Annotated in this window: 19 protein-coding genes and 1 pseudogene; 12 read left to right on the forward strand and 8 right to left on the reverse strand. The window is 41.5% G+C overall.

The genetic code is table 11. The features are described from left to right. The first annotated feature begins 250 nt into the window (after positions 1–250). Complete coding sequence (dusA, locus tag NI464_RS09250; protein WP_114541816.1) at positions 251–1,276, forward strand: tRNA dihydrouridine(20/20a) synthase DusA; 1,026 nt, start codon at positions 251–253, stop codon at positions 1,274–1,276. 50 nt (positions 1,277–1,326) lie between these two features. Here the strand turns inward: dusA and NI464_RS09260 are convergent. Together NI464_RS09260 and coaBC are read right to left on the reverse strand one after the other, a co-directional pair. Then, positions 1,327–1,838: pseudogene (locus NI464_RS09260) on the reverse strand (hypothetical protein). 228 nt (positions 1,839–2,066) lie between these two features. Next, positions 2,067–3,341 (reverse strand): bifunctional phosphopantothenoylcysteine decarboxylase/phosphopantothenate--cysteine ligase CoaBC, encoded by a 1,275-nt coding sequence (gene coaBC, locus NI464_RS09265; protein ID WP_074383530.1) that lies wholly within the window; start codon positions 3,339–3,341, stop codon positions 2,067–2,069. A 113-nt stretch (positions 3,342–3,454) separates the two neighbouring features. Here coaBC and radC point away from each other — a divergent pair, with 113 nt between their 5' ends. Continuing rightward, positions 3,455–4,156 (forward strand): RadC family protein, encoded by a 702-nt coding sequence (gene radC, locus NI464_RS09270; protein WP_005101798.1) that lies wholly within the window; start codon positions 3,455–3,457, stop codon positions 4,154–4,156. Between the two features lie 65 nt (positions 4,157–4,221). Beyond that, positions 4,222–5,133, forward strand: coding sequence for a bestrophin family protein (locus tag NI464_RS09275; protein WP_004733710.1), 912 nt, complete (start codon positions 4,222–4,224; stop codon positions 5,131–5,133). An 84-nt stretch (positions 5,134–5,217) separates the two neighbouring features. Here NI464_RS09275 and NI464_RS09280 read toward each other — a convergent pair whose 3' ends face one another. Next, positions 5,218–6,069 carry a PHP domain-containing protein gene (locus NI464_RS09280; RefSeq protein ID WP_253138215.1) on the reverse strand — a complete coding sequence of 284 codons (852 nt, stop codon included), beginning with the start codon at positions 6,067–6,069 and terminating at the stop codon, positions 5,218–5,220. Between the two features lie 44 nt (positions 6,070–6,113). On the opposite strand from NI464_RS09280, the gene NI464_RS09285 reads away from it, so the two are divergent. From NI464_RS09285 to mnmC, 4 genes are read left to right on the forward strand one after another with little or no spacing between them, the layout of a single operon-like run. Then, entirely contained in the window at positions 6,114–6,725 is a 612-nt protein-coding gene (locus tag NI464_RS09285) for a septation protein IspZ (protein ID WP_004281606.1), read from the forward strand. 28 nt (positions 6,726–6,753) lie between these two features. Then, complete coding sequence (locus tag NI464_RS09290; protein ID WP_004281605.1) at positions 6,754–7,056, forward strand: YciI family protein; 303 nt, start codon at positions 6,754–6,756, stop codon at positions 7,054–7,056. Between the two features lie 5 nt (positions 7,057–7,061). Then, positions 7,062–7,571, forward strand: a complete 510-nt coding sequence (locus NI464_RS09295; RefSeq protein ID WP_005101791.1) for an SH3 domain-containing protein — start codon at positions 7,062–7,064, stop codon at positions 7,569–7,571. Between the two features lie 39 nt (positions 7,572–7,610). Further along, positions 7,611–9,509, forward strand: a complete 1,899-nt coding sequence (gene mnmC / locus NI464_RS09300) for a bifunctional tRNA (5-methylaminomethyl-2-thiouridine)(34)-methyltransferase MnmC2/FAD-dependent 5-carboxymethylaminomethyl-2-thiouridine(34) oxidoreductase MnmC1 (RefSeq protein ID WP_071851606.1) — start codon at positions 7,611–7,613, stop codon at positions 9,507–9,509. Between the two features lie 173 nt (positions 9,510–9,682). On the opposite strand, the gene NI464_RS09305 is transcribed toward mnmC, so the two are convergent. Beyond that, positions 9,683–9,997 (reverse strand): rhodanese-like domain-containing protein, encoded by a 315-nt coding sequence (locus NI464_RS09305; RefSeq protein WP_005101788.1) that lies wholly within the window; start codon positions 9,995–9,997, stop codon positions 9,683–9,685. A gap of 91 nt (positions 9,998–10,088) precedes the next feature. Between NI464_RS09305 and NI464_RS09310 the strand changes: the two genes are divergently transcribed. Continuing rightward, positions 10,089–10,577: a YajQ family cyclic di-GMP-binding protein gene (locus NI464_RS09310; protein ID WP_004281601.1), complete on the forward strand. Its 489-nt coding sequence runs from the start codon at positions 10,089–10,091 to the stop codon at positions 10,575–10,577. A 25-nt stretch (positions 10,578–10,602) separates the two neighbouring features. After that, a complete protein-coding gene (locus NI464_RS09315; RefSeq protein WP_253138216.1) occupies positions 10,603–11,106 on the forward strand; it encodes a DUF4442 domain-containing protein in 504 nt (167 codons plus the stop codon). 60 nt (positions 11,107–11,166) lie between these two features. Here the strand turns inward: NI464_RS09315 and NI464_RS09320 are convergent, their stop codons facing one another. Genes NI464_RS09320 through NI464_RS09330 form a run of 3 tightly spaced genes read right to left on the reverse strand, consistent with a single transcriptional unit; the run spans position 11,167 to position 12,941 of the window. After that, positions 11,167–11,607: an acyl-CoA thioesterase gene (locus tag NI464_RS09320; protein ID WP_153566559.1), complete on the reverse strand. Its 441-nt coding sequence runs from the start codon at positions 11,605–11,607 to the stop codon at positions 11,167–11,169. A 5-nt stretch (positions 11,608–11,612) separates the two neighbouring features. Further along, on the reverse strand, positions 11,613–12,044 hold the full coding sequence (gene trxC, locus NI464_RS09325; RefSeq protein WP_005101783.1) for a thioredoxin TrxC: 432 nt from the start codon (positions 12,042–12,044) through the stop codon (positions 11,613–11,615). Then, positions 12,045–12,941, reverse strand: coding sequence for an alpha/beta hydrolase (locus tag NI464_RS09330; protein WP_004645122.1), 897 nt, complete (start codon positions 12,939–12,941; stop codon positions 12,045–12,047). Between the two features lie 125 nt (positions 12,942–13,066). Between NI464_RS09330 and NI464_RS09335 the strand changes: the two genes are divergently transcribed. Together NI464_RS09335 and NI464_RS09340 are read left to right on the forward strand one after the other, a co-directional pair. Continuing rightward, positions 13,067–13,402 (forward strand): protein tyrosine phosphatase family protein, encoded by a 336-nt coding sequence (locus NI464_RS09335; RefSeq protein ID WP_004281596.1) that lies wholly within the window; start codon positions 13,067–13,069, stop codon positions 13,400–13,402. Further along, positions 13,395–13,817, forward strand: a complete 423-nt coding sequence (locus NI464_RS09340) for a protein tyrosine phosphatase family protein (protein ID WP_005098134.1) — start codon at positions 13,395–13,397, stop codon at positions 13,815–13,817. The genes NI464_RS09335 and NI464_RS09340 overlap by 8 nt, the downstream gene beginning before the upstream one ends. A gap of 162 nt (positions 13,818–13,979) precedes the next feature. Here the strand turns inward: NI464_RS09340 and NI464_RS09345 are convergent, their stop codons facing one another. Beyond that, the gene (locus NI464_RS09345) at positions 13,980–22,106 is read right to left on the reverse strand and encodes an Ig-like domain-containing protein (protein ID WP_253138217.1); all 8,127 of its coding nucleotides are present in this window, start codon (positions 22,104–22,106) and stop codon (positions 13,980–13,982) included. Positions 22,107–22,278: 172 nt separating this feature from the next. Here NI464_RS09345 and NI464_RS09350 point away from each other — a divergent pair, with 172 nt between their 5' ends. Continuing rightward, positions 22,279–23,661 (forward strand): dihydrolipoyl dehydrogenase, encoded by a 1,383-nt coding sequence (locus tag NI464_RS09350; protein WP_071851603.1) that lies wholly within the window; start codon positions 22,279–22,281, stop codon positions 23,659–23,661. Positions 23,662–23,885: the final 224 nt, after the last annotated feature.

Genomic DNA, 23,885 nt, shown 5'->3' on the forward strand with positions numbered 1-23,885 from the left:
TTTTATCTTCATCTTTCTCCTATCAAAATATACCATTCCAACCTGACTGGGAATTCCAATTTTATTTCTTGTTTCATTCCTTGGATTTACCGGGCTAGCTCAAGTTCGCCGGGTGGTTTTTCTGATTTTATGCTAGTATTACGCCCTCTTTTTGCGACGTCAGCCGATCCGGTTTAAGCCAAAAACCAATCGCTGAGTGATCGCATGAATTGCTTCTTCTTTCTTCCATTTCGTTAAGGCGTAATTTTGAATGACTGATCTGACTACCATTGAAAATAAACTTCAACCACGAATCAGTGTTGCGCCGATGATGGATTGGACCACCAAAGACTATCGCTTCTTTGCGCGTCTGTTTAACCCGAATGTGATTATGTACACCGAAATGGTCACCACAGGTGCAATCATTTATGGTGATGCCAAACGTCATTTGGACTTTAATACGGAAGAACAGCCAATCGTGTTGCAACTCGGCGGCTCGAATCCAAAAGATCTCGCCACTTGTACCAAGATGGCGCAGGACTGGGGCTATAACGAAGTCAATTTAAATGTAGGTTGCCCAAGTGACCGGGTACAGAATAATAAAATTGGTGCCTGTCTGATGGCGGAGCCTGATCTAGTCGCAGAATGTATTGCTGAAATGCGTCATGCGGTGGATATTCCAGTGACCGTAAAACACCGGATCGGAATTGATGATATGCACTCTTATGAAGAGATGCTGCATTTTGTCGACACCGTGGCTAAAACCGGCTGCAATAACTTTATCGTGCATGCGCGGATTGCCTTATTAAAAGGTCTATCACCTAAAGAAAACCGCGATGTGCCACCTCTACGTTATGAAGATGTCTACCGTTTAAAACAGGATCGTCCTGATCTGCTCATCGAGATCAACGGCGGGATTAAAACCTATGCCGAAACCTTGGAACACCTCAAACATGTGGATGGCGTGATGATTGGCCGCGAAGCCTATCATAATCCTTATTTACTGGCTGAACTGGGCCAACTGTGGAATCTGGATGCACCAGACCGTTTTGACATTATGCAACAGATGCTACCTTATATTGCTCATCGCATGGCCGAAGGTGCACCTTTATCCATTATTACCCGTCATATTTTGGGACTATTCCAAAACTTACCGGGTGCACGCAAATGGCGTCAGGCTTTAAGCGGTGGTAATGCCAAAACTTTGAAAGATGTAGAAACTGCACTCTTTAATATTCAGGAAGCCATGCAGCGTACCGAAGATTATGTTCGAGAACATCAACAAGTTGAATCCTAAACACAAAAAGCACCGATCATCGGTGCTTTTTTATGGCGATTGCGCATGAGTTATTGTGTATACGCCGTGATATTGCCGACCGGAATCGGCTCTTCCTGATAAGAAACGTCTTGTAATGCAGGTTCAGCTACTGGTGTGATCAGAGAGCCGGAGATAGTCTGGTTCGGTTCATCTACAGGTTCCAGATCATCCAAGGCTGAGGCCAGTTGCTGTAATTCCTGATCCAGTTGCTGACGATATTTTTCAATTTCAATTTCATCAATAAAAGCAAAAGCATCATCTTCAATCGACCAACTATACCCCCATCCACCTTAAAGACTTTTACATGAATGGGATATTCCTCACCCTGATAATTCAGATGAGAAATGGCCTGAAACTCATTCCCCTGACGCTGGACAATTTTGACTTTTTTCACGGTAAAACGATAGTGTTGATAATCTCGATTGGAATTAAATTCATGTTGCATCTGCGTTTGAATATTTCTGGCCAGTTCATCCATCGAGACAAAATAACTGCATCCAGCCAGACAGGCAACCATCCATAACATCATGATTTTTTTCATAGCGCCCCCTCTTTTTTCTTTCCACTTCCTGCTTATAGCTGATATATGCAGTATTTTTATCTTTGCTTATTCTGTGATCCATTTTATGCTTTTTTGCAAAAACAATAAACAAACAGCGCTTCGATTAAGATTAAATATTTATGGTTTCTATAGTTTTTTTGAATTAATGATAAAAAATTAGCCATAAAAAAACCCTGATGAATTCAGGGTTTTTCGATACAGATCGTTTTAAAAATCATCATCACTGGATGGATCACGATGCAGGGCATCATGAATAGCTTCGATCAACTGCTGGGCAATCTCCTGCTTGGAGGCTTTTTCCAGATCACGTTTGTCTAGCTGATAATGCTCGGCAAAGAATACTGTCATGGCATTTTCATCCGAAGCAAATCCGATATCTGCACGTGATACATCATTGCAGGCAATCATATCCAGCTTTTTCGCGACCAGCTTTCCGGCAGCATATTCTTCAATATTGCGGGTTTCTGCAGCAAAGCCAACCATAAATGGACGTTTTTCCTGCTGGGCAATGGTGGCGACAATATCCGGATTTTTCACTAAAGCGACATTCAGTTCATCACCGGCTTTCTTGATTTTATGCTCGGCTACTTCTGCCACACGATAATCGGCTACTGCAGCTGTCGCAATAAAGATATCGCAACCATTTTCCAGCATTTGCATACTTTCATTCAGCATTTGCACAGCAGAAGAAACATTCTTACGTTTCACGCCATTTGGGGTGTCCAGACTGACCGGCCCTGCGATCAAGGTGACATTTGCCCCTGCTGCATAACAGGCTGCAGCCAGTGCAAAGCCCATTTTCCCGGTACTGTGATTGGAAATATAACGCACCGGATCAATCGCTTCGCGAGTCGGGCCTGCGGTAATCGTGACTTGTTTACCCGCAAGCAGGCCAAATTTTTCCGCAATCGCACGTTGAGCTTTATGAAAATATTCAGTTACCTGATGCGCTAAATCTTCCGGCTCAGGCATCCGGCCCAAACCTACATCCCCACAAGCCTGTGAACCCGCGTCCGGCATGATCACATGCACACCGTCTTCGATCAGTGTCGCAAGATTACGCTGCGTTGCTTTGGCTGCCCACATTTGCTGGTTCATGGCAGGTGCTACCCAGACGGGTGCTTTTGTTGCCAGATATAAAGTACTTAAGAGATCATCAGCCAGACCTGCGGCAAACTTTGCCAAGGTGTCACAGCTGGCCGGTGCTACCAGCAACAGATCTGCCCAACGTGCCAGCTCGATGTGGCCCATGCCGGCTTCTGCTTCAGTATCCAGCAATTCGGTATGTACAGGATTGCCCGATAAGGCTTGAAAGGTTAAAGGTGTAATAAAAGCCTGTGCACCGTGAGTCATGACGACCCGCACATCAAATCCGGCATCTTTCAGACGACGAACCAGAATTGCACTTTTATAGGCAGCAATACCGCCAGTAACGGCCAAAATGATATTTTTATGAGGAATTACACTTAGATCAAAGCTCACGAACAGATTACCTTGCTGTTGCAGTGGGGCTCACAATAGCATTAAATAATCGCATCCCCAAGAGATCAGCTTGCGGGAAAACTGATAATTCATAATAAATAAGTCTAATAACTATGCAATTTTCTATTAAAAACTGGCCGGAACAAGAACGGCCGCGAGAACGCTTAATTCAATATGGCGCAGAAAGTCTGTCCGATGCCGAGCTACTGGCTATTTTTCTACGCTCCGGTTCCCAGCAACATTCGGCAGTTGATCTGGCGCGTTTGCTGATTCAGCATTTTGGTCATTTGACTGCGTTGCTCGATGCACCTTTACAGGAAGTCAGCCAGTTTCATGGCATGGGCATCAGTAAATATACTCAATTGATGGCCGTCAAGGAACTCGGACGGCGTTACATAGCCGAGCACCTGAAACAGGATGCACTGGAACTTACCAATTCCAAGCGGCTGAGAGATTACTTACGTTTTGAACTGCTCGGTGAAACTCAGGAAGTGTTTGCCGTGCTGTGTCTGGATGCCAGTTTAAGAAAAATTGCCTTTAAAAAACTGTTTTATGGCTCCATCAATGCATGTGATATTTCCATTAATCAATTGCTACGTTATGCGATTAGCCAACAGGCGACCTCAATTGTCATTGCACATAATCATCCGCTGGGCCGGCCCTCTCCCTCCAAGGCTGACCTAGTGTTAACCCGTCAGATTCAACAGGCCTGCCAGCTAGTGGATATCCATCTGATTGACCATTGCATCATCGCCTTGGAAGGCAGCTTTTCCTTTGCTGAGCAGCAACTCATCAAACCGGAAATGCAGTATTGAATAGCACTTGACAAAGCAGGCACAACTCCACAAGATCATGAAAAAAATTGTGATGATTCCAATAAATGATCGTACGTGACCAGCCGACTGTTTTTAAACTGCTGTTTTCCTGGCGGGGGACGATTTTACCTAAAGTTTTGCCACCTTTAGGCGTAGTGATGCTGATGTCAGCCATCATCGGTGGCTTGTCACATATTGGCTATTTTCATTTTCCAGAATTACCCCTGGTCGGATTTACCCTGATTGGAGTGGTACTGTCTATTTTTCTTGGTTTTAAAAATACCGCCTGTTATGACCGCTGGTGGGAAGCGCGCAAACTTTGGGGAATTCTAATTGCCAATTCACGTCATTTTGACCGTGATTGCCGGATGCTGTCTCAAGGTCGCCGTGAGCGTGTGATTCAGCATGTGATTGTCTTTGCCAATGTACTCCGCGATCGCCTACGCCATCAAACAGCCAATCCGACTGAACTGGTTGAAACCAGCGGCATGAGCCAGCAGGCGGTGACCCAACTCTATCAGCAGGCCAATGCGCCGCAATATACCTTAAGCCTGATTCAATGGGAGTTAATGCAGGCGCTTAAAGAAGGTGAAATCTCCGATATCATCTATATGCAGATGAATAATCATGTGGCGGAACTAAGTATTGTCCAGACTGGTTGTGACCGGATTGCGACGACGCCTTTGCCTTTTGCCTATTCGGTCTTGCTCAATCGTACCGTCTATTTTTTCTGTTTTATTTTACCTTTTAGTTTAGGTTCAACGCTTGGTCTGTTTACGCCTTTACTGGTTGGAATTTTGGCTTATACCTTTTTAGGATTAGATGCTCTAAGTTCGGAAATTGAAGAGCCTTTTGGTACTCAGAGTAATGACTTGCCGCTGGACTCGATGGTACGTACGATTGAAATTGAACTGTTAGGGACTTTAGGTAAACCGACGCCACCACCGATTCAGGCTCAAGATCATAATTTGCTTTAATTTATAATTCTCTCCTCGCCCTTTGTTATTAGTAGCGAAGGGAAAATCTTCTCTCAAATGAAAAAGATCGAGGTAAAGGAATGACTAAACAAAACTCTCCCAAATCCCGACCTGCCCCGGTTTAAGACTCGGGACATTACCGAGTTTAATCCAGGGCATATGATCGCCATGAAAATCACTGCCAATCGAAACTTTAAGATCATGTTCAGCAATCATTCGATCCACCATCTGCCGGGTGGAACTTGGTTCAATCGCCGGTGGCAGCTCGACGGCATCTCCACCGAACTTGGCAAAGATCTCGATCAGGTAGCGAATATTGGTCGCAGATAAATCATATTTGGTCGGATGTGCCAGTATCGCAAAACCACCACTTTCATGAATCACCTGAATCGTGTCTTCAAGACTCAAGCCATCAAATTTGACATAAGCTTTCTTGCCTTCCTTGATGTATTTATCAAAAGCCTGTTGCGGACGCGTCACAATCCCCTTTTCTACCAGCGTTTTGGCAATATGGGTCCGTGTCACCCGATCAGGGATATGGTCGACTTTGACCAGTACATCAGCATAAATATCTTCACCAATTAAAGGAACCAGCAGATCACAAATCTGTTTAGAACGTTCAGCCCGGATTTTCTTTTGCTGATTGAGGGCTTTTTGTAAAGGCTCAGGATTTTGCATATTTAGCGCGACGATATGCACGCCATAGTTTTTCTTGGTGGCAGGACGTGACCATTGGCTGGATATTTCCACCCCGGAAATGATCTTAATCTCATGATTTTTGGCAGCTTCTTCCGCCAATACCAAACCGTCCATGGTGTCATGATCCGTCAGGGCCAAAGTATGGACAAGTTTTTCCACAGCCGCTTCGACCAATTGCTGAGGACTGAAAGTTCCATCAGAAATATTACTATGTGTATGTAAATCTACGCCGTGCATCTCTATACTATGACATTTATTTGATCAGATTTAGATACTCTAACATGAAAGCACTTTTAGACTTTGTGCCACTCATTATTTTCTTTTATTTATATAAAACTGTAGATCCAAAAGACACTGACCATCAATTGCTGCAATTGATCGGTTCTGCGGGGGGTGTCGACAATAATAATATTCTTGTTGCAACCACAGGTCTGATTATTTCCATGTTGGTCGTCTATGGTGCGTTATTTGTCATACAAAAATTCCGTCTGGACAAGCAGCAATGGATTGTCTTGTTTATGACGGTAATTTTTGGTGGCATCACTCTGATCCTCAGCGATGATTTCTATATTCGTCTGAAAGCCGTGTTATTGAATCTGGTCTTTGCAGGTGTATTCTTCCTGTCCCCTTGGTTTAGCAAGGATAAAAAGCCTCTGATCCAGCGGTTATTTGGTCCAGTATTCAATCTAAGTGAAAAAGGCTGGTTCAAGCTGAACTATGCTTGGGTTGCCATGTTCGTACTGATGTCATTTCTGCATACCTTTTTCGCCTATTTGTGGATGGATGGAAAATATTGGGGCGAATTTACCGCATTCGGTGACATGATCGTGATGTTTTCCTTTATCATTATTCAGTTTATTGTATTGCGCAAATACTTTAAGACCGCTGAATAAGTCCAACTACAAACGATTGAGAGTCATCATGCCATTATTCGTCGTTAGCTGTACCGATCGGGAAGGTACAGTTGAAAAACGCCTCGCGATTCGTCCACAACATCTTGCACGTCTGGAACAGTTAAATGCTGAAGGCCGCCTGATTGTTGCAGGTGCCATGCCTAAAGATCCGGCCAATCCACAGGCCGGTTTTTATGGCAGTACCATTATTGTCGATTTTGACAGTCGTGAAGCGCTGGACACATGGCTACAGGATGAACCTTTCTTAAAAGAAGGTGTGTACGAACACATCGATGTCAAACCATTCAATAAAGCATTCCCTCAAGGATAAGGTTCATGCGTGTTGTTACTGCCAGTATCATTGGCCTATGTTTTATGATTTCTCCAGTATGGGCAGTCGAAGTTGCGCCTGCTCCTGTGATTCAGGAAAATCAGACAGCACAACCTCAAGGGACAGCGGCGACTGCCCAAACCCAGTCTACGCCGAAACCTGCCATTATTCCTGCCGTAGCGACTTCTGCCCAGCCAGTGCCACCTGCCGAGAATAAACCTTTAACTGCAGAAGAAATCGCCAAGCTGAAAGCCCAGCAAGAGGCCAAGGTCAAAGCCTTGGTCAAAGATCAGGCCACCCGTTTGCAGCAACTGGAAAAAGCCAATCTGGAAGCACTATCGCAAAATCAGGAATTGCAGCTCAAGAATGACAACCTGGGCGTTCAGGTACAGGTGCTGCAAAGTGAACGCAGTGCGCAGATGTTCCTCTACGGCGCTGCAACCCTGGCTGTCGGTGTATTGCTCGGCTTCCTAATTGCGAGCTATGTTTATACCAAACGTCGTCGTCAATGGTAAGCTATAGCCCTTCCCGATATCTTTAAGGTTGTACCCGTTTTGTCGCACGCAATTCAAACTGCCGATCTGGATTGGCAATTGGTGGATGGCATTGATGTGCCTGTGTCCAAGCAATTTGGTGATGTGTATTTTTCCAAAGACAATGGCTTGCTGGAAACCCGGCATGTCTTTTTAAATGGCAATGATCTCACGACGCGTCTGGCAGATTTAAAACCTTTTGAATATTTCTGTGTCGGTGAAACGGGTTTTGGTACTGGTTTAAATATTCTGGCGCTGTGGCAGCTCTGGCAACAGGTGCGTCCGGATAATCACAGTCATCTGCATGCGATTTCAGTTGAAAAATTTCCTCTTTCCAAAGTTGATCTGATTCGGGCCTTAAATGCCTGGCCAGAACTCAAGCCTTTAGCTGATCAACTCATCTCTCAATATCCGATGCCAATTGCCGGCTGTCATCGTCTCAGTTTTCCTAAAGAACGATTCAGTCTGGATCTATGGCTGGGTGATGCACATGATGTTTTCCCGGTGATTGAAAAAACTGCGCCGGTGAACGCTTGGTTTCTGGATGGTTTTGCGCCTTCCTGCAATCCGGACATGTGGGAAGAAAATGTTTTAAATAATATTGTACGTTTATCCGAGATTGGGACAACTTTCGCCTCTTTCAGTGTTGCTGGCGTTTTAAAACGTGGCTTAAAAAATCATGGGATTTCAATTTCCCGTCCACGTGGTTTTAAGCATAAGCGTGAAATGCTGAAAGCGATCTGGAATCCGGCTGAAGAGACTGAAAGTTCATTAATACAAGAAATCACTCAAAAAAAAACTGAGCGAGATACAGAGACCAATATCAGACCTAGCCAAATCGCTGTGATTGGCGCTGGAATCGCCGGTTTAAGTACAGCCTGGGCATTCGCTCAACGTGGTCATCAAGTCACGATTTACGACCAGTCAGCGCCACTCTCAGGAGGTTCTGGCAATCCACTGGCTTTGCTCAATCCCAAACTCTGTCCGGTTGAGCAAAGTGCTGAACATCTGATGACATTGGCCTGGCAACATGCCTTAAATCATTACCAAAAATTTAAAGCTTTCCGCCCGATTCAGGTCAATCAGCTTGCCTTAAAAAATCCTGAACAGCTTTTAGGATTGGCAGATGAATATCCTGAAGAAATTCTTGCTGTACAAGATACAGAGTCGCAAGAGCTTCAAACTGCATTTCCAAGTTTAAAATTACTAGAAGCTGGCGCGGTTTCTCCTCATCAATTGCGTGATGAAATTCTACAGAATGTAAATATCCGATATAAACAGGCCAAAATTAGCCATATTGAAGCGGCTACAAAACCTCAGCTATTTTCAGATGAACAGGATCTAGGTGAATTTGATCATGTCATTGTCTGTACTGCGCGAGAAACAGCACAATTCTTTGCAGATTATCCAGCTCTGAAACCGATTCGCGGACAGGTCAGCTGGATGAATAATCAAGCCCAGCCTTTAAGTCAAAATATTGCCTATAGTTACGGCGGTTATTGTATGCAACTGGATGCTGAACATCTGATCTTGGGCGCTTCTTTCTATCCAGGTCGAGATGATATCGAAGTGTTAGCAGAAGACCATGTACACAACTACGAATTGATCCACAGTGTATTCCCAGAATATGCACAGTCATTAGCTTCTACCGATACCTGGCAAGGCCGTGCATCGGTACGCGCGCAAAGTCAGGATTATTTCCCTTTGCTCGGTAAAATGAAAGCGGATGAGGAAATTTACAGCTTTGCCGGTCTCGGTTCTAAAGGCTTTCTGTTTGCGCCGCTCTGCAGTGAAATTCTGGCAGCCCAGATTCTCGGTGAAGCCTGTCCGGTGCCATCCAGTTTAGTAAAAAAACTCAGTGTGACTCGTTTTCAAAAGAAAGTGAAAATGAAGAAACCGTATTTTAAACTACAAATTTAATTACTATTTTGAATGAATCCCCCTAAATCCCCCTTTAAAAAAGGGGGGACTTTTCTCTACTTTTATGAATAAATAGAATAGATGTAGCTCCTCCCTTTAGAAAAGGGAGGTTGGGAGGCATTAAATCTCACCCATTAAAAAAGCGCCTTGCGGCGCTTTTTTTGACAGAATGCTTATACACCCTGTTCAAGCGGTAAGCCTGCATCACGGGCAGCACGAGTACCACCCATCAGAATGACATATTCACGTGAGCTGTCAAAACCCTCTAGTTTTTCCGCAGCACGTGGAGCTTTACTGCCCCCACCACACAAGATGTAAATGGGTTGATCCGCTGACACCTGAGTTAGGCTTTCTGCTGAAAGATCGTTAATGGGCTGATTCACCGCCCCTTTCACGTGTGCTTCAGCAAAAGCACTTGAATCGCGTACATCCCAGATAATTGCATTTTCTGGGAACTCAAATGTTGTAATTTCTTGTTTACGGATCATTGCGCACTCCTTTGATGTAAACAACACTTGGCAAATGAAGAAAACATCCCTAGCATCTCAGATATTCTTTCCCTTTGTAAAGGTCTAAACTATGCCTTCTTTCGATATTGTTTCTGAATTAGAAATTTTTGAAGTAAATCATGCAGTTCAAAACACCCAAAAAGAAATCGCGACCCGCTTTGATTTCCGTGGTCAGGACGTTTCTATTGAACTGAATGAAAAAAACAAGGAAATCAAAATCTCGACTGAAAGTGATTTCCAGTGTGAACAAGTCTATAGCATGCTGGAAAGTCATTTCTTTAAACGCAAAGTCGATATTCAGGCGCTTGACCCACAAAAAATGACAGCTTCTGGCAAAAATGTGATTCAGGTGATCAAGCTTAAAGATGGTCTTGACTCAGATACCGCAAAAAAAATTAATAAAGCCATTAAAGAAAGTGGGATTAAGGCGCAATCTTCTATTCAGGGCGACAAGATTCGTGTGACTGATAAAAAACGCGATACATTGCAGCAAGTAATGGCATTCTTGAAAGAACAGCAATTTGGTTTGCCTTTACAGTTCAATAACTTTAAAGATTAAGACAGCAACGTCTGTAGAAGGAATTATGGCAAAGAACAACCGATTAGCCAGATTAGTCAAAGCCACTGCACGATTACCGCAATGCATTCGTACTGCTTTGTTAAGTAAAACTTTTGGCCGGGTGGTCCCGATGGTCGGCTCTGCCAAGATTCGTTATGAGGAAATGAGTGCGTCCAAAGTGGTAGTAAGTATGGCCAATCATAAAGCCATGCAGAACCATATCGGACAAATCCATGCATGTGCAATGGCCCTGCTGGCAGAAACAGCGACCGGCTTTGTGACGGCAATGAATGTTCCGGATACAGCAATTGTACTGATCAAAAGCTTAAAGGTTGATTTTAAGCGCCCGACACGCGGTGCCATGACTGCTGTTGCTACGCTCACGTCGGAGCAGCAAGCCCTGATGCAAAACTCGGATAAAGGTGAAACCCTGGTTCAGGTCACCGTTACGGATGAATCAGGTGAAGCCCCCATTCAATGTGAAATGCTCTGGGCTTGGATTGCCAAGAGCCAGCTCAAGAAATCATAATTTCTTCTTTTAGACAAAAAAATCCCAGACATTAAATCTGGGATTTTTTATTTCAAGTCATCATTGTGCTGTTTGCGATTCTAAAAGCTTCTGTTTCGCTTCTTCTGGAATCAGACGTTTGTTGCCTTTGACATCTACAGCAACAAAGGTAAACACACCTTCAGTTACCCGAATTGGGGGGCGTGAATCATCATGGCTATCCCAAACCTCGATTTCCATCTGGATAGATGTCTTGCCAACTTTGAGAATTTTGGTATAACAACTAATCACGTCTCCGACTTTTACCGGTACCAGAAAAGTCATCTGGTTAATCGAAATCGTGGCACAACGTCCCTTTGAAAATCGTTCTGCGTGAATCGCGCCTGCCAAGTCCATTTGTGAAACGATCCAGCCACCAAAGACATCACCACTCCAGTTGGTATCTGCAGGCATTGCGATCGTCTGTAGGGAAAGAATCCCCTCTGGTCTTACTTGAGAATCTGACACTTTCACTCCAGGCATTTGAATTAGGGTTGGGTATTTAACTGCTGATCAAGCCATTTTTGCAGCTCGCTTGACCGTAATGCACCGCTTATTCTAGCAATTTCGTTGCTTTTATTCATCAACACCAGCGTCGGAATACTGCGAACATTAAATGCCGAACTTAAGCGAGGATTCGCTTCTGTATCAATTTTTGCAAAAACCACATTTGGATATTGCTGGGCGACAGTCGCAAAATGCGGTGCCATCATTTTACAGGGACCACACCATTCTGCCCAGAGATCAATCAGGATTGGCAAGTCACTATGCGTGACAAACTGGCTGAAATTCTGCTCATTCAGCTCAATTGGTACCAGTGGAATCAGGGCTTGATGACATTGACCACAAGCAGGGTTGGCAGTGAGTTTATCTTCAGGGACACGGTTTTTGGCCAGACATTCCGGACATACAATAATCATCTAGCGCACTCCAATATGTTGATGTAAGAATTCTAATTGGGTCGAAACTGCTTTTTCAAACCATTCCCCATGATAAATATCAAAATGCCGGATATTCCACTCATGATATTGCACAAATGGTGCAATATTGGTCGCAGCTTCACGACTGGATTCAATGGGAATCAGACTATCCAGTTTTGCCGCAATAAACAGGACTGGAATGTTAATCTTTCTGACTTCCTGAATCGGTCGATAGCGCATCAGTTTAAAGAATGCCCGTGCAGGAATATGACCACTCCAGTAATAATCCGGATTGACAATCGACAGATAACCTTCATAACTGTCCTGTGTCGGCATAAAACATAGCTCATGCGGATCAACTACAGGTAAGGTTTTTGGTGCCATACCAACCTTGGCCCCCATATAATCCTGACTGGAAACTTTAAGCGCCTTGGGGAGTTGCTGTAAAGGATATAGTTGGGCACTTTCAGCCCCATCGACAAAAGGCACCTGTACCATCGCCGCCTGAATATTTTTCAGCTCTGCTGCAAGTGTCAATACATGCCCACCACTTAAGGCCGTACCCCAGAGCACGATCCGTTTACTGTCAATCGATTTGCGTTCCTGAATATGTCTGATCATGGTTCGCCAGTCATCGAGCTGGGCATTGATCGACACCAGTTCACGTGGACGCCCAGTGCTGCCGCCCCAATAGCGATAGTCAAATAAAACCACCGCATAGCCGGCACTGGCAAAACGCTGGGCATATTGCACCAGTTTAAATTGACGTAAGGCAGCCAGACCATGAGCCATCAGGATTACGGCCGGTTTTTCTATATTTTTAGGCCGATAAAAATCTGCAGCAATCACTTCCTGACCGCTTTTGACATACAGTGGTTCAACTGTATAAGCCTGCATACGCGCTCCATTGCGTTATCTTATGGTTATCATCATTTATAAAAATTTCAGAACAGGTTCAGCATGTTTTCAGCTTAATGCTATCATAAAGCATATCGATATAAATGAAATGATGGAGTGGCGTCATGAGCGAAAATGTAGGTTTTGCTGGTCAAATTGGTCCAGAACACGTAACTCAAGTGGTTGAGAAAGGTTTTAAATCGATTATCAACAACCGTCCGGACATGGAAGGTGGTTCCGAGCAGCCAACCAGTGCACAAATCGAGGAAGCTGCACGCAATGCCGGTCTGGATTATGTATTCCAACCAGTAGTAGCCGGTCAGATTACGGAGCTTGATGTACGCACTTTTGCCAATCATTATAATGAGTTGCCAAAACCGATCTTGATGTTCTGTCGTACTGGAAACCGCTCGAATAATTTATATCAGCTGGCAAAACAGATGGACCTGCTGGATGACTAAGTCGTTTTGGAAAGGTGTGGTACTGGTAACCTGTTTTAGCTGTATTACACCTGTTTTTGCTGCAAATGATCTTAGTCGTGCGCTGACCTCTATGGTGAGTGTCACGGGTCAAATGACACCAAGCAAGTTTCAGCAATTGATTCAGCAAGGTTTCAAATCTGTGATTGTCAATCGGCCGGATCAGGAAACTGGCAATAATGTCACGGTGAGTCAATTACGCTCTATTGCGGAAAAATCTCAAGTGAGTGTGATTTATCAACCTGTAGTGAGTGGCCAAATTTCTCAAGCCAATATTGAAGAGTTTGCTCGATATTATAATGAGTTGCCAAAGCCGATTTTGATGGTCTGCCGTAGTGGCACTCGTTCAGCCGCTTTGTTCAATCAGGCGAAATCTCAAGGATTGATTCATGAATAAAATTTTGGTCGTGTTATGTCTGAGCTTGAACTTTTTCGGTTGTAGTTCAATGAATTTGAAGCCGACTGTGGGTGTGAGTGTAGGGACGTCGATTTAAGTTTTTAAATTTCAACCCCCATAAAAAACAGCGCCGAAGCGCTGTTTTTTCGTCAGATAAGATTATTAGTTGACACATGTTGTATATGGACTTACGCGGTTAGGTGCATAACTTCCATCAGCAGCATAATCACTACTTAAACTTGGCAATGTTAATGTTGTATAGCCTCTAGTTGGTGTTTGTGCAAGTGTAGTTTTCGCTCCTACTTCTACTGCGATCCAATGAGCATTTGCTTTTGGATATTCAATGATGAAGTCAAACCGACCAGTACTATCTGTACGATAGGTCGTGGTATATGGGTGAGTCGTACTATTATTTGCTGTACCACCTAAGAAACGAACCACACGTAATGCCTGACCATTAGCCATCCAAGTTGTTGTTGTTGGATCCACCGTACATGTCGTTGCTGAGTTTGTATCTTGAACTTGTGCAGGTATTGTACCTACTAATGGATAATAATAATCACCTGGTTTAATCCAACCTTTTAGATTCGTAAATGGATAAACCGCATCTAGTTCTTTAACTTTTAAGGTAATAGGATTGCCATCCACATCGACACCAGGTTGCTCAACTATTTTCCATGCATCTTTCTGAATTTCATATTTCCATTCACCTAAAACATAAGAAGTTGGACGAATATCTAAAACCACATCCTGATTTGCCACTGGCTTCCCATCAACATCAACCAGCTGAACAGAACCTTCTTTTTGATAATAAATACCGTTACCTGTTGATGTAAGCTCTGTTGGATTAAAATTAACCGCAATAGAACCAATCGTTACTGGCACTTCGGAATTTACCACATCAATCACATGCGGTACACGTCGCTCTGTATTCTGCGTATCTTTAACTACAGCTTCTACACGTAAATCAGCAGCAACGAAGTCATAGGTTGGATTACGTAAACTTTCATCAATTACAATTGAAAATTTTGCCCAACCATTCTCATCACTTTCAATAGTAGATGCGCCATGAATATATGCACCATTTTGATTATATTGAGGAATTGTTAATGTAACTGCTTTACCAGCTTGACTTGAACCATCTAAGTCTACTACCAATACTGATACTTCGAAAGAATCACCACGGACATTTAACTTATCTTTAGATACTTTAATTTTTAAGTCCAATTCTGGCGCTAAAACTGTTGGTGAGTGCACTTGAATACTGCCAGGTAGACTTACTGAAGCACCTGTTGCAGTGGTATGGGTTGCCGTTAATTCGATTGGTAGAACTGGTAATACTAATGTACCTTGTAGTGATTTCATCGATACTTCAAATACAGCTTCACCAAATTGATTAGTAATGAGCTGTGAAGCCCCTTTAATACTAGTCGCATTTCGCGGATCAGCAATAGCTAAGCTAACTTTTTCATTCGCAACACCGCCTTGATTCTTATCAAGAAGTTTAACCGTCACAAATGCACTATCACCTGCTGAACTTAATGACACACGACTACTATCAATAGTTAAGTGATAAGGATTACTAATATCTTGAACAGCAAAATTTAGCTTCGTCTGAATTTCATTACCGCGTGGATCACGGATAGTTCCTGTTACTACAATAGATTCTAAAGCAGCAGATGTAATACCTTGTGGAATAATTAAGTCAATTGGCACTGAACCATTTCCTTGTATTACCACTCCGTCAGCACTCAGCTTAATACCTGCAGCTATCGCTTCTGGATTCAGAGTCAATCGCATTGGTGTACCAGCTGCAGTATTAATCCCCATTTCATCTTTAACAGCTGCATACACTTTAACTGTTTGCCCAGCTGTCACTGTTTTTACATCTGATGTTAAACGCGGATTTAAAGCATTTGCTGGAGCGGTGATACTAATTACACTTGTTTGCTGTAAACGATCGCCATTATTTAAGTTCGCACCAACTACGGCAAAGACAATACCATTTTTGATCAAACTAGCATCATAAACGCCCTCGGCTACGGTCACGGTAAATTCAGCTTCACCATCACTATTCGTTTGAGTTGGTATATTGCTTAATGACACACGACTAGAAGTGAGACTAGATAAAGCAATTGCAATTGGTGTATTTGGAATAGGATTACCCTTTTCATCAACTGCTGTAATTTTGACGCGAGTCTCACCACCGAGAACAGAAATTGTATCTAATGGGTCACCATCAACTGTCGTAAAGACAAGATCTGCTAAGTCTGGTAAAACCACAGTGGCTTTCTCTAATTCAACTTTACGAACTAACGTGTATGCAGAACCATCAGCACGTCGTGCAGTCGCAGTAAATTCCAAATCATTTGCAGCTAGATTCTCAATTTCAGCTTGATTTTGAGGATTAATCGTTACTTCAAATATTGCAAGACCATTACTGTCTGTCATGACTTGAGATGGTGAAGCAAAACTTACACCACTTCTTAAAGCAGCTTCATTTAACCCAAGTGAAACGACTTGGTTTGCAAAAGCCTTACCTTGTGTATCTTTCGCATTAATTGTCACCTGAATCGTCTTAGGTGTATTCACACCCAATGTAACAACATAATCAGATGCATCTAAGGTAAAGTAATCTAGAATCTGCCCGGCATTTGGTGATTTAAAGTTCAAGGTTTGAACAGCAGCTTTACCATTGCTGGTTGTCGCCGTGATACGAACACCTGGACTTACCAACTTAATCTGCTCTTGAGTACCTGCAACTTTATATTCAAACTCAAAATAAGCGTAACCATTGGCATCAGTAAGCTTAGTTGCTTCACCTGTTAAAGTGAATTGTGCTGTTTTTAACTGCTCTAGGGTTAAATCCGGTGTATTAATCGTAACTTTTGCACCCTGTAAAGCACCCTTATCAGCAGATAACGCTTTTACTGGTACAATAATTTTTTGATCTTTTGAATAATCAAATGCTTGCAGAATTGGATCAATTAAAACCTCTGCAGGTGTAGATTCAACATCAGGAGCTCTTAAATCAATACGGCGAGAAGCTTCATAATTCGAACCATCAGCACGTTTAGCTGTTAATGTAACCTGTAAATCACCTGACTCAAGGTCGCTAATCAAGTTTTGAACTTCGCCCTTATTACGTGGCAATGCCTTAAAGGTGAAGGTCACATAACCATCAGCATCAGTTTTTTGTGCAAAGGTTTGCGCACCAATGTTCGCACCTGTTGGATCAAGTAAATAAATACCATTCTTATGCGCTTGTTCATTATAGCTGATCGTTACATCTTGATTAGCAAGTGCTGTACCACCCACATTTATTGCACGTACCTTAACTGTAATATCAGTTTGTACGTTTTCTTCGATCGCAGCATAACCATCTGTATCAATAGAGATATAATCTAAAGCTTCTGAAGTCAAAGACTCTCTAAAGTTCAATTTTGCTGTCTGCGTTTTTCCGTTTGCAGTTGCTGTTACAGTCACACCATTTAAGATATCACGCTGTACTGTGGTATTTGCATATTGATATTCAAATACAAACGTTGCATAACCATCATCACCTGTAAACTGTTCAGCGGCACCATTTAAGCTAAAGTTCAACTGTGCTAACTTATTTTGAACATCCGTGGTGATCGCAACTTTTTCATTTTTAAGCGTGCCACCATCGACATCTAGTGCTTTTACGCGTACTTGAATCTTATGATCTTGAGTATAGTCAAATGAGTTTAATACTGGATCAATGACTAAAGTCTCAACTTTAGATTCAAATTGCTCTTCAGCTTGTACCAATTCAACTTTACGTTGAGCTTGACGAACAGACCCATCGGCGACAGCTGATAACACTTTCACTGTTACGCCATTTGCCAATAATGCTTCTAATTCCTGTTGGTTCTTCGGATGCACACTGAATTCAAATTTGGCATAACCTTCTGCATCCGTTGCAACAGATGAAGCGGTAAGAAGATTAATTCCATTTTCATTGGTCAATTCAATCTGAACATTTTGATTTGCCAATACTGCGCCATCAGTACCTTTTGCAAGCACAGACAACGCAACTTTAGTTTCTACATCCGTATCAATGACAGCTTTACCAATCATATCAATGACAAGAAAATCAAGCGTATTAGTTTGAGTTTCCGCAAAGTTAATAACCGTGCGTTGCTCTTTACCATTTGCAGTCGCCAATAACGCTACACCTTTCAATGCAAGGTTTTTTTGCTCTGTAGATTGTGCATCGTAGTTATAGCTAAATTCGAAGACAGCATAGCCTTGATCATCGGTATATTGCTCAGCAGCACCATTTAAACTCAAATTAAGTTTCGCTAATTCTGTACTTGAGATGTTTTCAGGACGCAATGTAATTTTTTCATTACGTAATGCGCTACCATCTTCACCAATCGCCTTCACTCGTACCGCAATGGTGTGATTTTTACTGTAATCATAAACACTAATTGGATCAATGATCAGATAATCGACTTCACTTGGTGCTTCTGCTTCTGACTTATAAAGTTCAACTTTTCTTGATACTTTGTATGCAGAACCATCTACACGCTGTGCAGATAAACGAACATTCAAACCAGATGCAAGCAATGCATCTAATTCAGATGCATTTTCTGGTGCAATGTTGACTTTAAATGTGGCTTGTCCTTGTGCATTGGTCACAACTTCTGTCGCAGAATTAAATGAAATACCACTATTGGTTTCTGTTTCATTCAATTCAATTTTCACAGTCTGGTCTTTTAATGTCTGACCATTTGTTGCCAATGCAGTTGCTGTAATCATCACTTCTGTTGGTTGATCGGTTGAGATAACTGCACGCCCACCTGTAGATACCACTAAATAATCAAGATTGATTTCTTGTTCATTTGCAGGTGCTTTAAAGTTAATAATCGTATTATTCGTCTTTCCATTGGCAGTTGCTGTAATTTCAAAACCATTTAGCAGTTTCTTTTGTGCAGGAGACTGTGCATTGTATTTATAGTCAAATGTGAATGTCACGTAACCATAATCATCAGTCAGTTTCGTCGCATCACCGACTAGACTTATATTTAAGTCCGCTAATTCTTGCGCACTAAAGACCGTTGTTAAGCTGACTTTTTCATTACGCAAAGATTGACCTGCTTGACCAATCGCCTTGACTCGCACTTGAATTGTTTGATCTTGCGTATAGTCATATGCAGCTTGCAACGGATCAATTAATAGTGAAGAGACTTGTGAAGCTTGCTCTTGCTCAATAAGCTTAATTGTTCTTAGCGTTGTATATTCAGAACCATCTTTTGCAGTTGCTTTAACAGCGACTGTTACACCACTCGCAAGCAATGCATTCAGTTCATCTTTATTTTTTGGTTTCGCATTTAAAACGAACTCAGCATTACCTAATGCATCTGTAACTAGGTTGTTAGAGGTTGCATACGTTACGCCATTTGAAACTGCAGTATTATCAATACCAATACTAATACGTTGGTTAGCTAAAACCTTACCATCTGTACCCATTGCCTTGACACGGATCTTGATCGGTGTATCTGTAGTGGTCGAAATTAAGGCTTGTCCATCTGTATCAACAGTAAAGAAACTTAAGTCAATACTATCGCTCGGAGCCTTAAAGTTAAGGCGAATATTGCTGACCTTACCATTCGCCAAAGCATTGAAATTAAGACCTTTTTTCGCCAGCTCTTCTTGTTTAGGCGTTTCGTTATACTGGTAACTAAGTTTAAACGTTGCATAACCTAATGCATCAGTGATTTGTTCTGCTTGGGTCGTAAAACTTAAGCCTAACTGCTGCATCTGCTGATTAGTTAGGGCAGATTTTAATTGAATTTTTTCTTTTGCTAATGGGCTTCCATTGACATCTAATGCTTTTACACGAACGGTAATTTCTTGATTTTGCGTATAGTCAAAACGGGTTAAGATTGGATCTACCATAAGGTAATCCACTTGACTCGTTCCAGTGTCAATAATCGAGTTTGAAACTAAATCAATTTTACGAGTAACTGAATGCTTAGAACCATCATTACGATAAGACACTACTGCAACAGTTAGGCCTTTTTCAATTAAGGTATTTAATTCAGTTAAATTACGTGCTGCAACTTTTAATTTAAATTCAACTTTACCTTGTGCATCTGATACAAGCTTAGTTGCTGTGGCATATGAAACACCATTTGAAATCGCAGTTTCATCAATACCAATAGCTAATTCTTGATTTGCAAGAACTGCACCATCAACACCAAAGGCTTGCGTACGCACTACAATTTCAGTTTGTTGATTAAGTGCAATTTGAGCTAAACCATCAGTATCTAAAGTAAAGTAATCAAGGCTGACTTTGTCACTGACACTCTTTGTATTGAAGTTAACTTTAATTGTTTGAGTCTTTTGATTAGATAATGCCGTGGATGTAAAAGTAATCCCTTGCTTAGCCAACGCTTGCTGTTCTGCAGATTTATTATATTGATACTTATAAACAAACGTTGCATAACCATCTACATCTGTTAAAACTTCAGCAGCTGTACTTAAACTTAGACTCAACTTATTCAGCTGATCATCTGAAAGTAAAGATTTAATTGATACTTTTTCATTTTTAAGAGGGCCACCTTTTTCACCAATTGCTTTTACTTTAATCGTAATGTCTTGATTCTTAGTAGGATCAAAGTTTTCATTGATTGGGTCAATTAAGAGATACTTAACTGCTTCAGTTGCAACAGCCTTATCTTCAACAACAATTTTAATATTATTGCTAATACCGTTATCTGTTGTAAACGTCGCTGTGATCCCTGAAGCCTTTAATGCTTCTACAGCTGCTGCTGTTTGCGATGCTGGTGTTTTAATTCTGAAAGTGACATAACCCTCTGCGCCGACAGACTGACTTTCATTTAAATCAAAGTTAACACCATCACTACTGCCTTCTAACTTAACAGCATTCGCTACAGCTTCGCTATTCAAGGTAAGTTTGATTTTACCTTTTTTCGCAGCATGACCATTGTTCGCAATCGCTTTTACCTTAATTTCAACACTATCAGACATTGCATTGATTTTATAAGATGAAGCGATTTCTAAACGTTGAATAGCTTCTTGATCGGTTGCACTATCATCTGCAGTAATAACATCAACAGTAATGGTCGCGAATTTCTCAGGGTTCTCTAAGAAAGTTGCTTTAAGTTCAATTCCTTCATCTTTCAAAGCAAGTGGTGTATCAGAATTACTTTTTAGGATAAATTCCGCATAACCTTGTGCATTTGTAATGGCTTCAGTTTTATCCAAGGTCACACCACGACCTGATTGATTGGTCTCCAGGCGAACTTTTTTACCTGCTAAATCTTGTTTATTGGAATTTTTGGCATATACACGAATACGTGCTTCGCCATTTTTTGCAGCAATCGGTGCATCAGGCTTAATAATTTCAAGTTTATCGACAATTGTTGCAATATCTTTAAATGTTAGAGACGTAGTTGCTTGCTTTTCTGCACGATGCTCATCAATGAGTTTAAAGTTTAGTGTTTTAGAGGTATCTACAAGCTGTTGAATTTGTGCCGCAGTTAAATTTTTATTTGCTACAAGTTTAAAATTTGCTTTACCTTCACTATCTGTCTGTACAGATGATCCGTTGCTAATTACAAGCAACCCTTGTAACTCAGCAGGTAAAGACAATTCAACGGTTTGTCCTGGCTTAGAACCACCTTTTGGATCAGTCACTTGGACAAAAAATTCAGCTGCCCCATTTGGTAAGTCAATCGTAAGGCCTTGTGGCACATCTAGAGTATAATCACTAACAATTACACTAGATTTTTTAATATTAAGGGTATATACCTGTTTAACTTGTGTGCCATCTACAGTTGCAGTTAATTGCACCTTACCTGATTCAATATTAATCGAAGGAATTTTAAGCTCAAAAATAGCGATGCCATCTTCAGCTGTAGCAACTAAGGAACTTTTGCTTGTTACGCCTAACTTATCTGAATCATTAATCGCTAATCGTACATTTTTGCTAGAAATTCCACCTTTATCCGCATTTAATACTTGAACTGCAATTTGGATTGTAGAATTATCTACAACTTGGACGGTACTTTGGCCATTTTGATCTTGTAAAGCAATATTTAAACTTTCAGGAATTTGCGCTGTATTATTTGTGGATTCATTTCCTGTTTCACTAGATCCGCCTGAACCTGACTGATTATTATTTCCCTGATCATAATATCCATCACTACCGCCCCCCCCACAAGCAACCAAAGAAATTGACGTTGCTAAAACTGTTGTATTTACCCCTAGTTTTTTTAAATTTATAAACAAACTCATGATTATTCCCGCTAGATATAATAGTTAAGCAGCCATAAAAAAATAGCTTTTGGCTTTTAAACAAAATTTACTCAAATTAGCAAAAATAAGCAATCTAGTTACATAATTTACATCAGAAACATTGTAAATCTTACATATAAATATTTAGTTTTTGAGACTTGGGAGGCAGTTTATGCACGACCTCATCATCATTGGCGCAGGCACTGCAGGAATCAGTGCTTATAATAAAGCCATTAAACACACCCAGAATATTTTAATTATTAATGATGGCCCATGGGATACCACCTGTGCACGTGTGGGCTGTATGCCAAGTAAACTGCTGATCTCATCTGCAAATCGTATGCATGACATTCAATCCGCAAACAACCTCGCTTTACAATATGATGCTGTAGTAGATACTTCTGGTGTCATGCAACGTGTGCATATCCTTAGAGAACGTTTCATTCGCGCAACCTTAAAAGGCGTAGATCAATGGGAAACTTCACATAAAGTTTCTGGGCATGCAAAGTTTATTGATGCGCATACAGTTGAAGTCAATGGACAATCTTATCAGGCCAAAAGCTTTATTGTTGCTGTAGGCTCACGCCCCAATATTGATGAAACTCTAAAGCAAAAATTAAAAGACAAATTCATCACTTCCAATGAAATATTTGAATTTTCCCAATTACCTAAGTCTTTAGCAGTGATCGGGAGTGGCATCATTGCAATTGAATTAGCTCAAGCCATGCAACGCCTGGGTGTACAAACCACAATGTTTGCGCGTAGTCAAAAAGTAGGTGCTTTAACTAGCCCAATCTTACAAAAACTGGCGCAAGAGCAATTCAGCAAAGAGCTCAATATCAAATTTAAAACCTTACCAGATGAGATTGAGATCCAAGCTGATAAAATAAAGATTAACTTTACAGAAAATGATCAGACTAAGAGTATTGAAGTTGAATATGTCTTAGGTGCTACAGGTCGGCAAAGCAATATAGATCGTTTAGGTCTAGATCAACTCAATTCAATATTCAAGGACATCAAAAACCTTCCTATCGATAAAGAAACCAAACAACTTGCAAACCTACCTATATTTATAGTCGGTGATGCCGCACCTGATGCGCCGATTCAACATGAAGCCGCGCATGCGGGTAAACAGGCAGTTTATAACTGTTTAAATTATCCGGATGTAAAGCCTATTCCTGCCTTAATCCCATTGGCGATTGTATTTTGTCATCCTGAAATGGCGATTGTCGGAAAAAGTTTTAAACAGCTGGAAGATCAACACATCGAATTTATTCGGGGATTCGTCTCTTATGAAAATCAAGGACGTGCACTGGTTCTGGCAGAAAACTCAGGTGGAATAGAAGTTTATATTGCTAAAAAATCAGGTAAATTACTTGGTGCAGAACTCTTTTGCTCCCAAGCAGAACATCTGGCCCATTTACTGGCCTGGATGATTGATGCTGACCAGGATATTTATCAGATCTTAAAGAAACCTTTTTATCATCCAACTTTGGAAGAAGGACTCAGAACTGCATTTAAACATGCTCGACGTCAATTGGATGCATTGCTATAAAGGAACTATAAACCTATTACGCTTTAAAATTGGTTCTTGCTCTAGTCTAATATTGAGCAATGTTGATGTTAAATTTATATATGACATATATAAGACAATTATTCCGCGCATAAAAAAATCCCCCTCTGCCTTGGCGGAGGGGGATTTCGAATAATGAGCTGGCGATGACTTACTCTCACATGGGTAACCCCACACTACCATCAGCGCTAAGAGGTTTCACTTCT

The organism is Acinetobacter lwoffii (assembly GCF_024129685.1).
Lineage (GTDB): Bacteria > Pseudomonadota > Gammaproteobacteria > Pseudomonadales > Moraxellaceae > Acinetobacter > Acinetobacter lwoffii_X.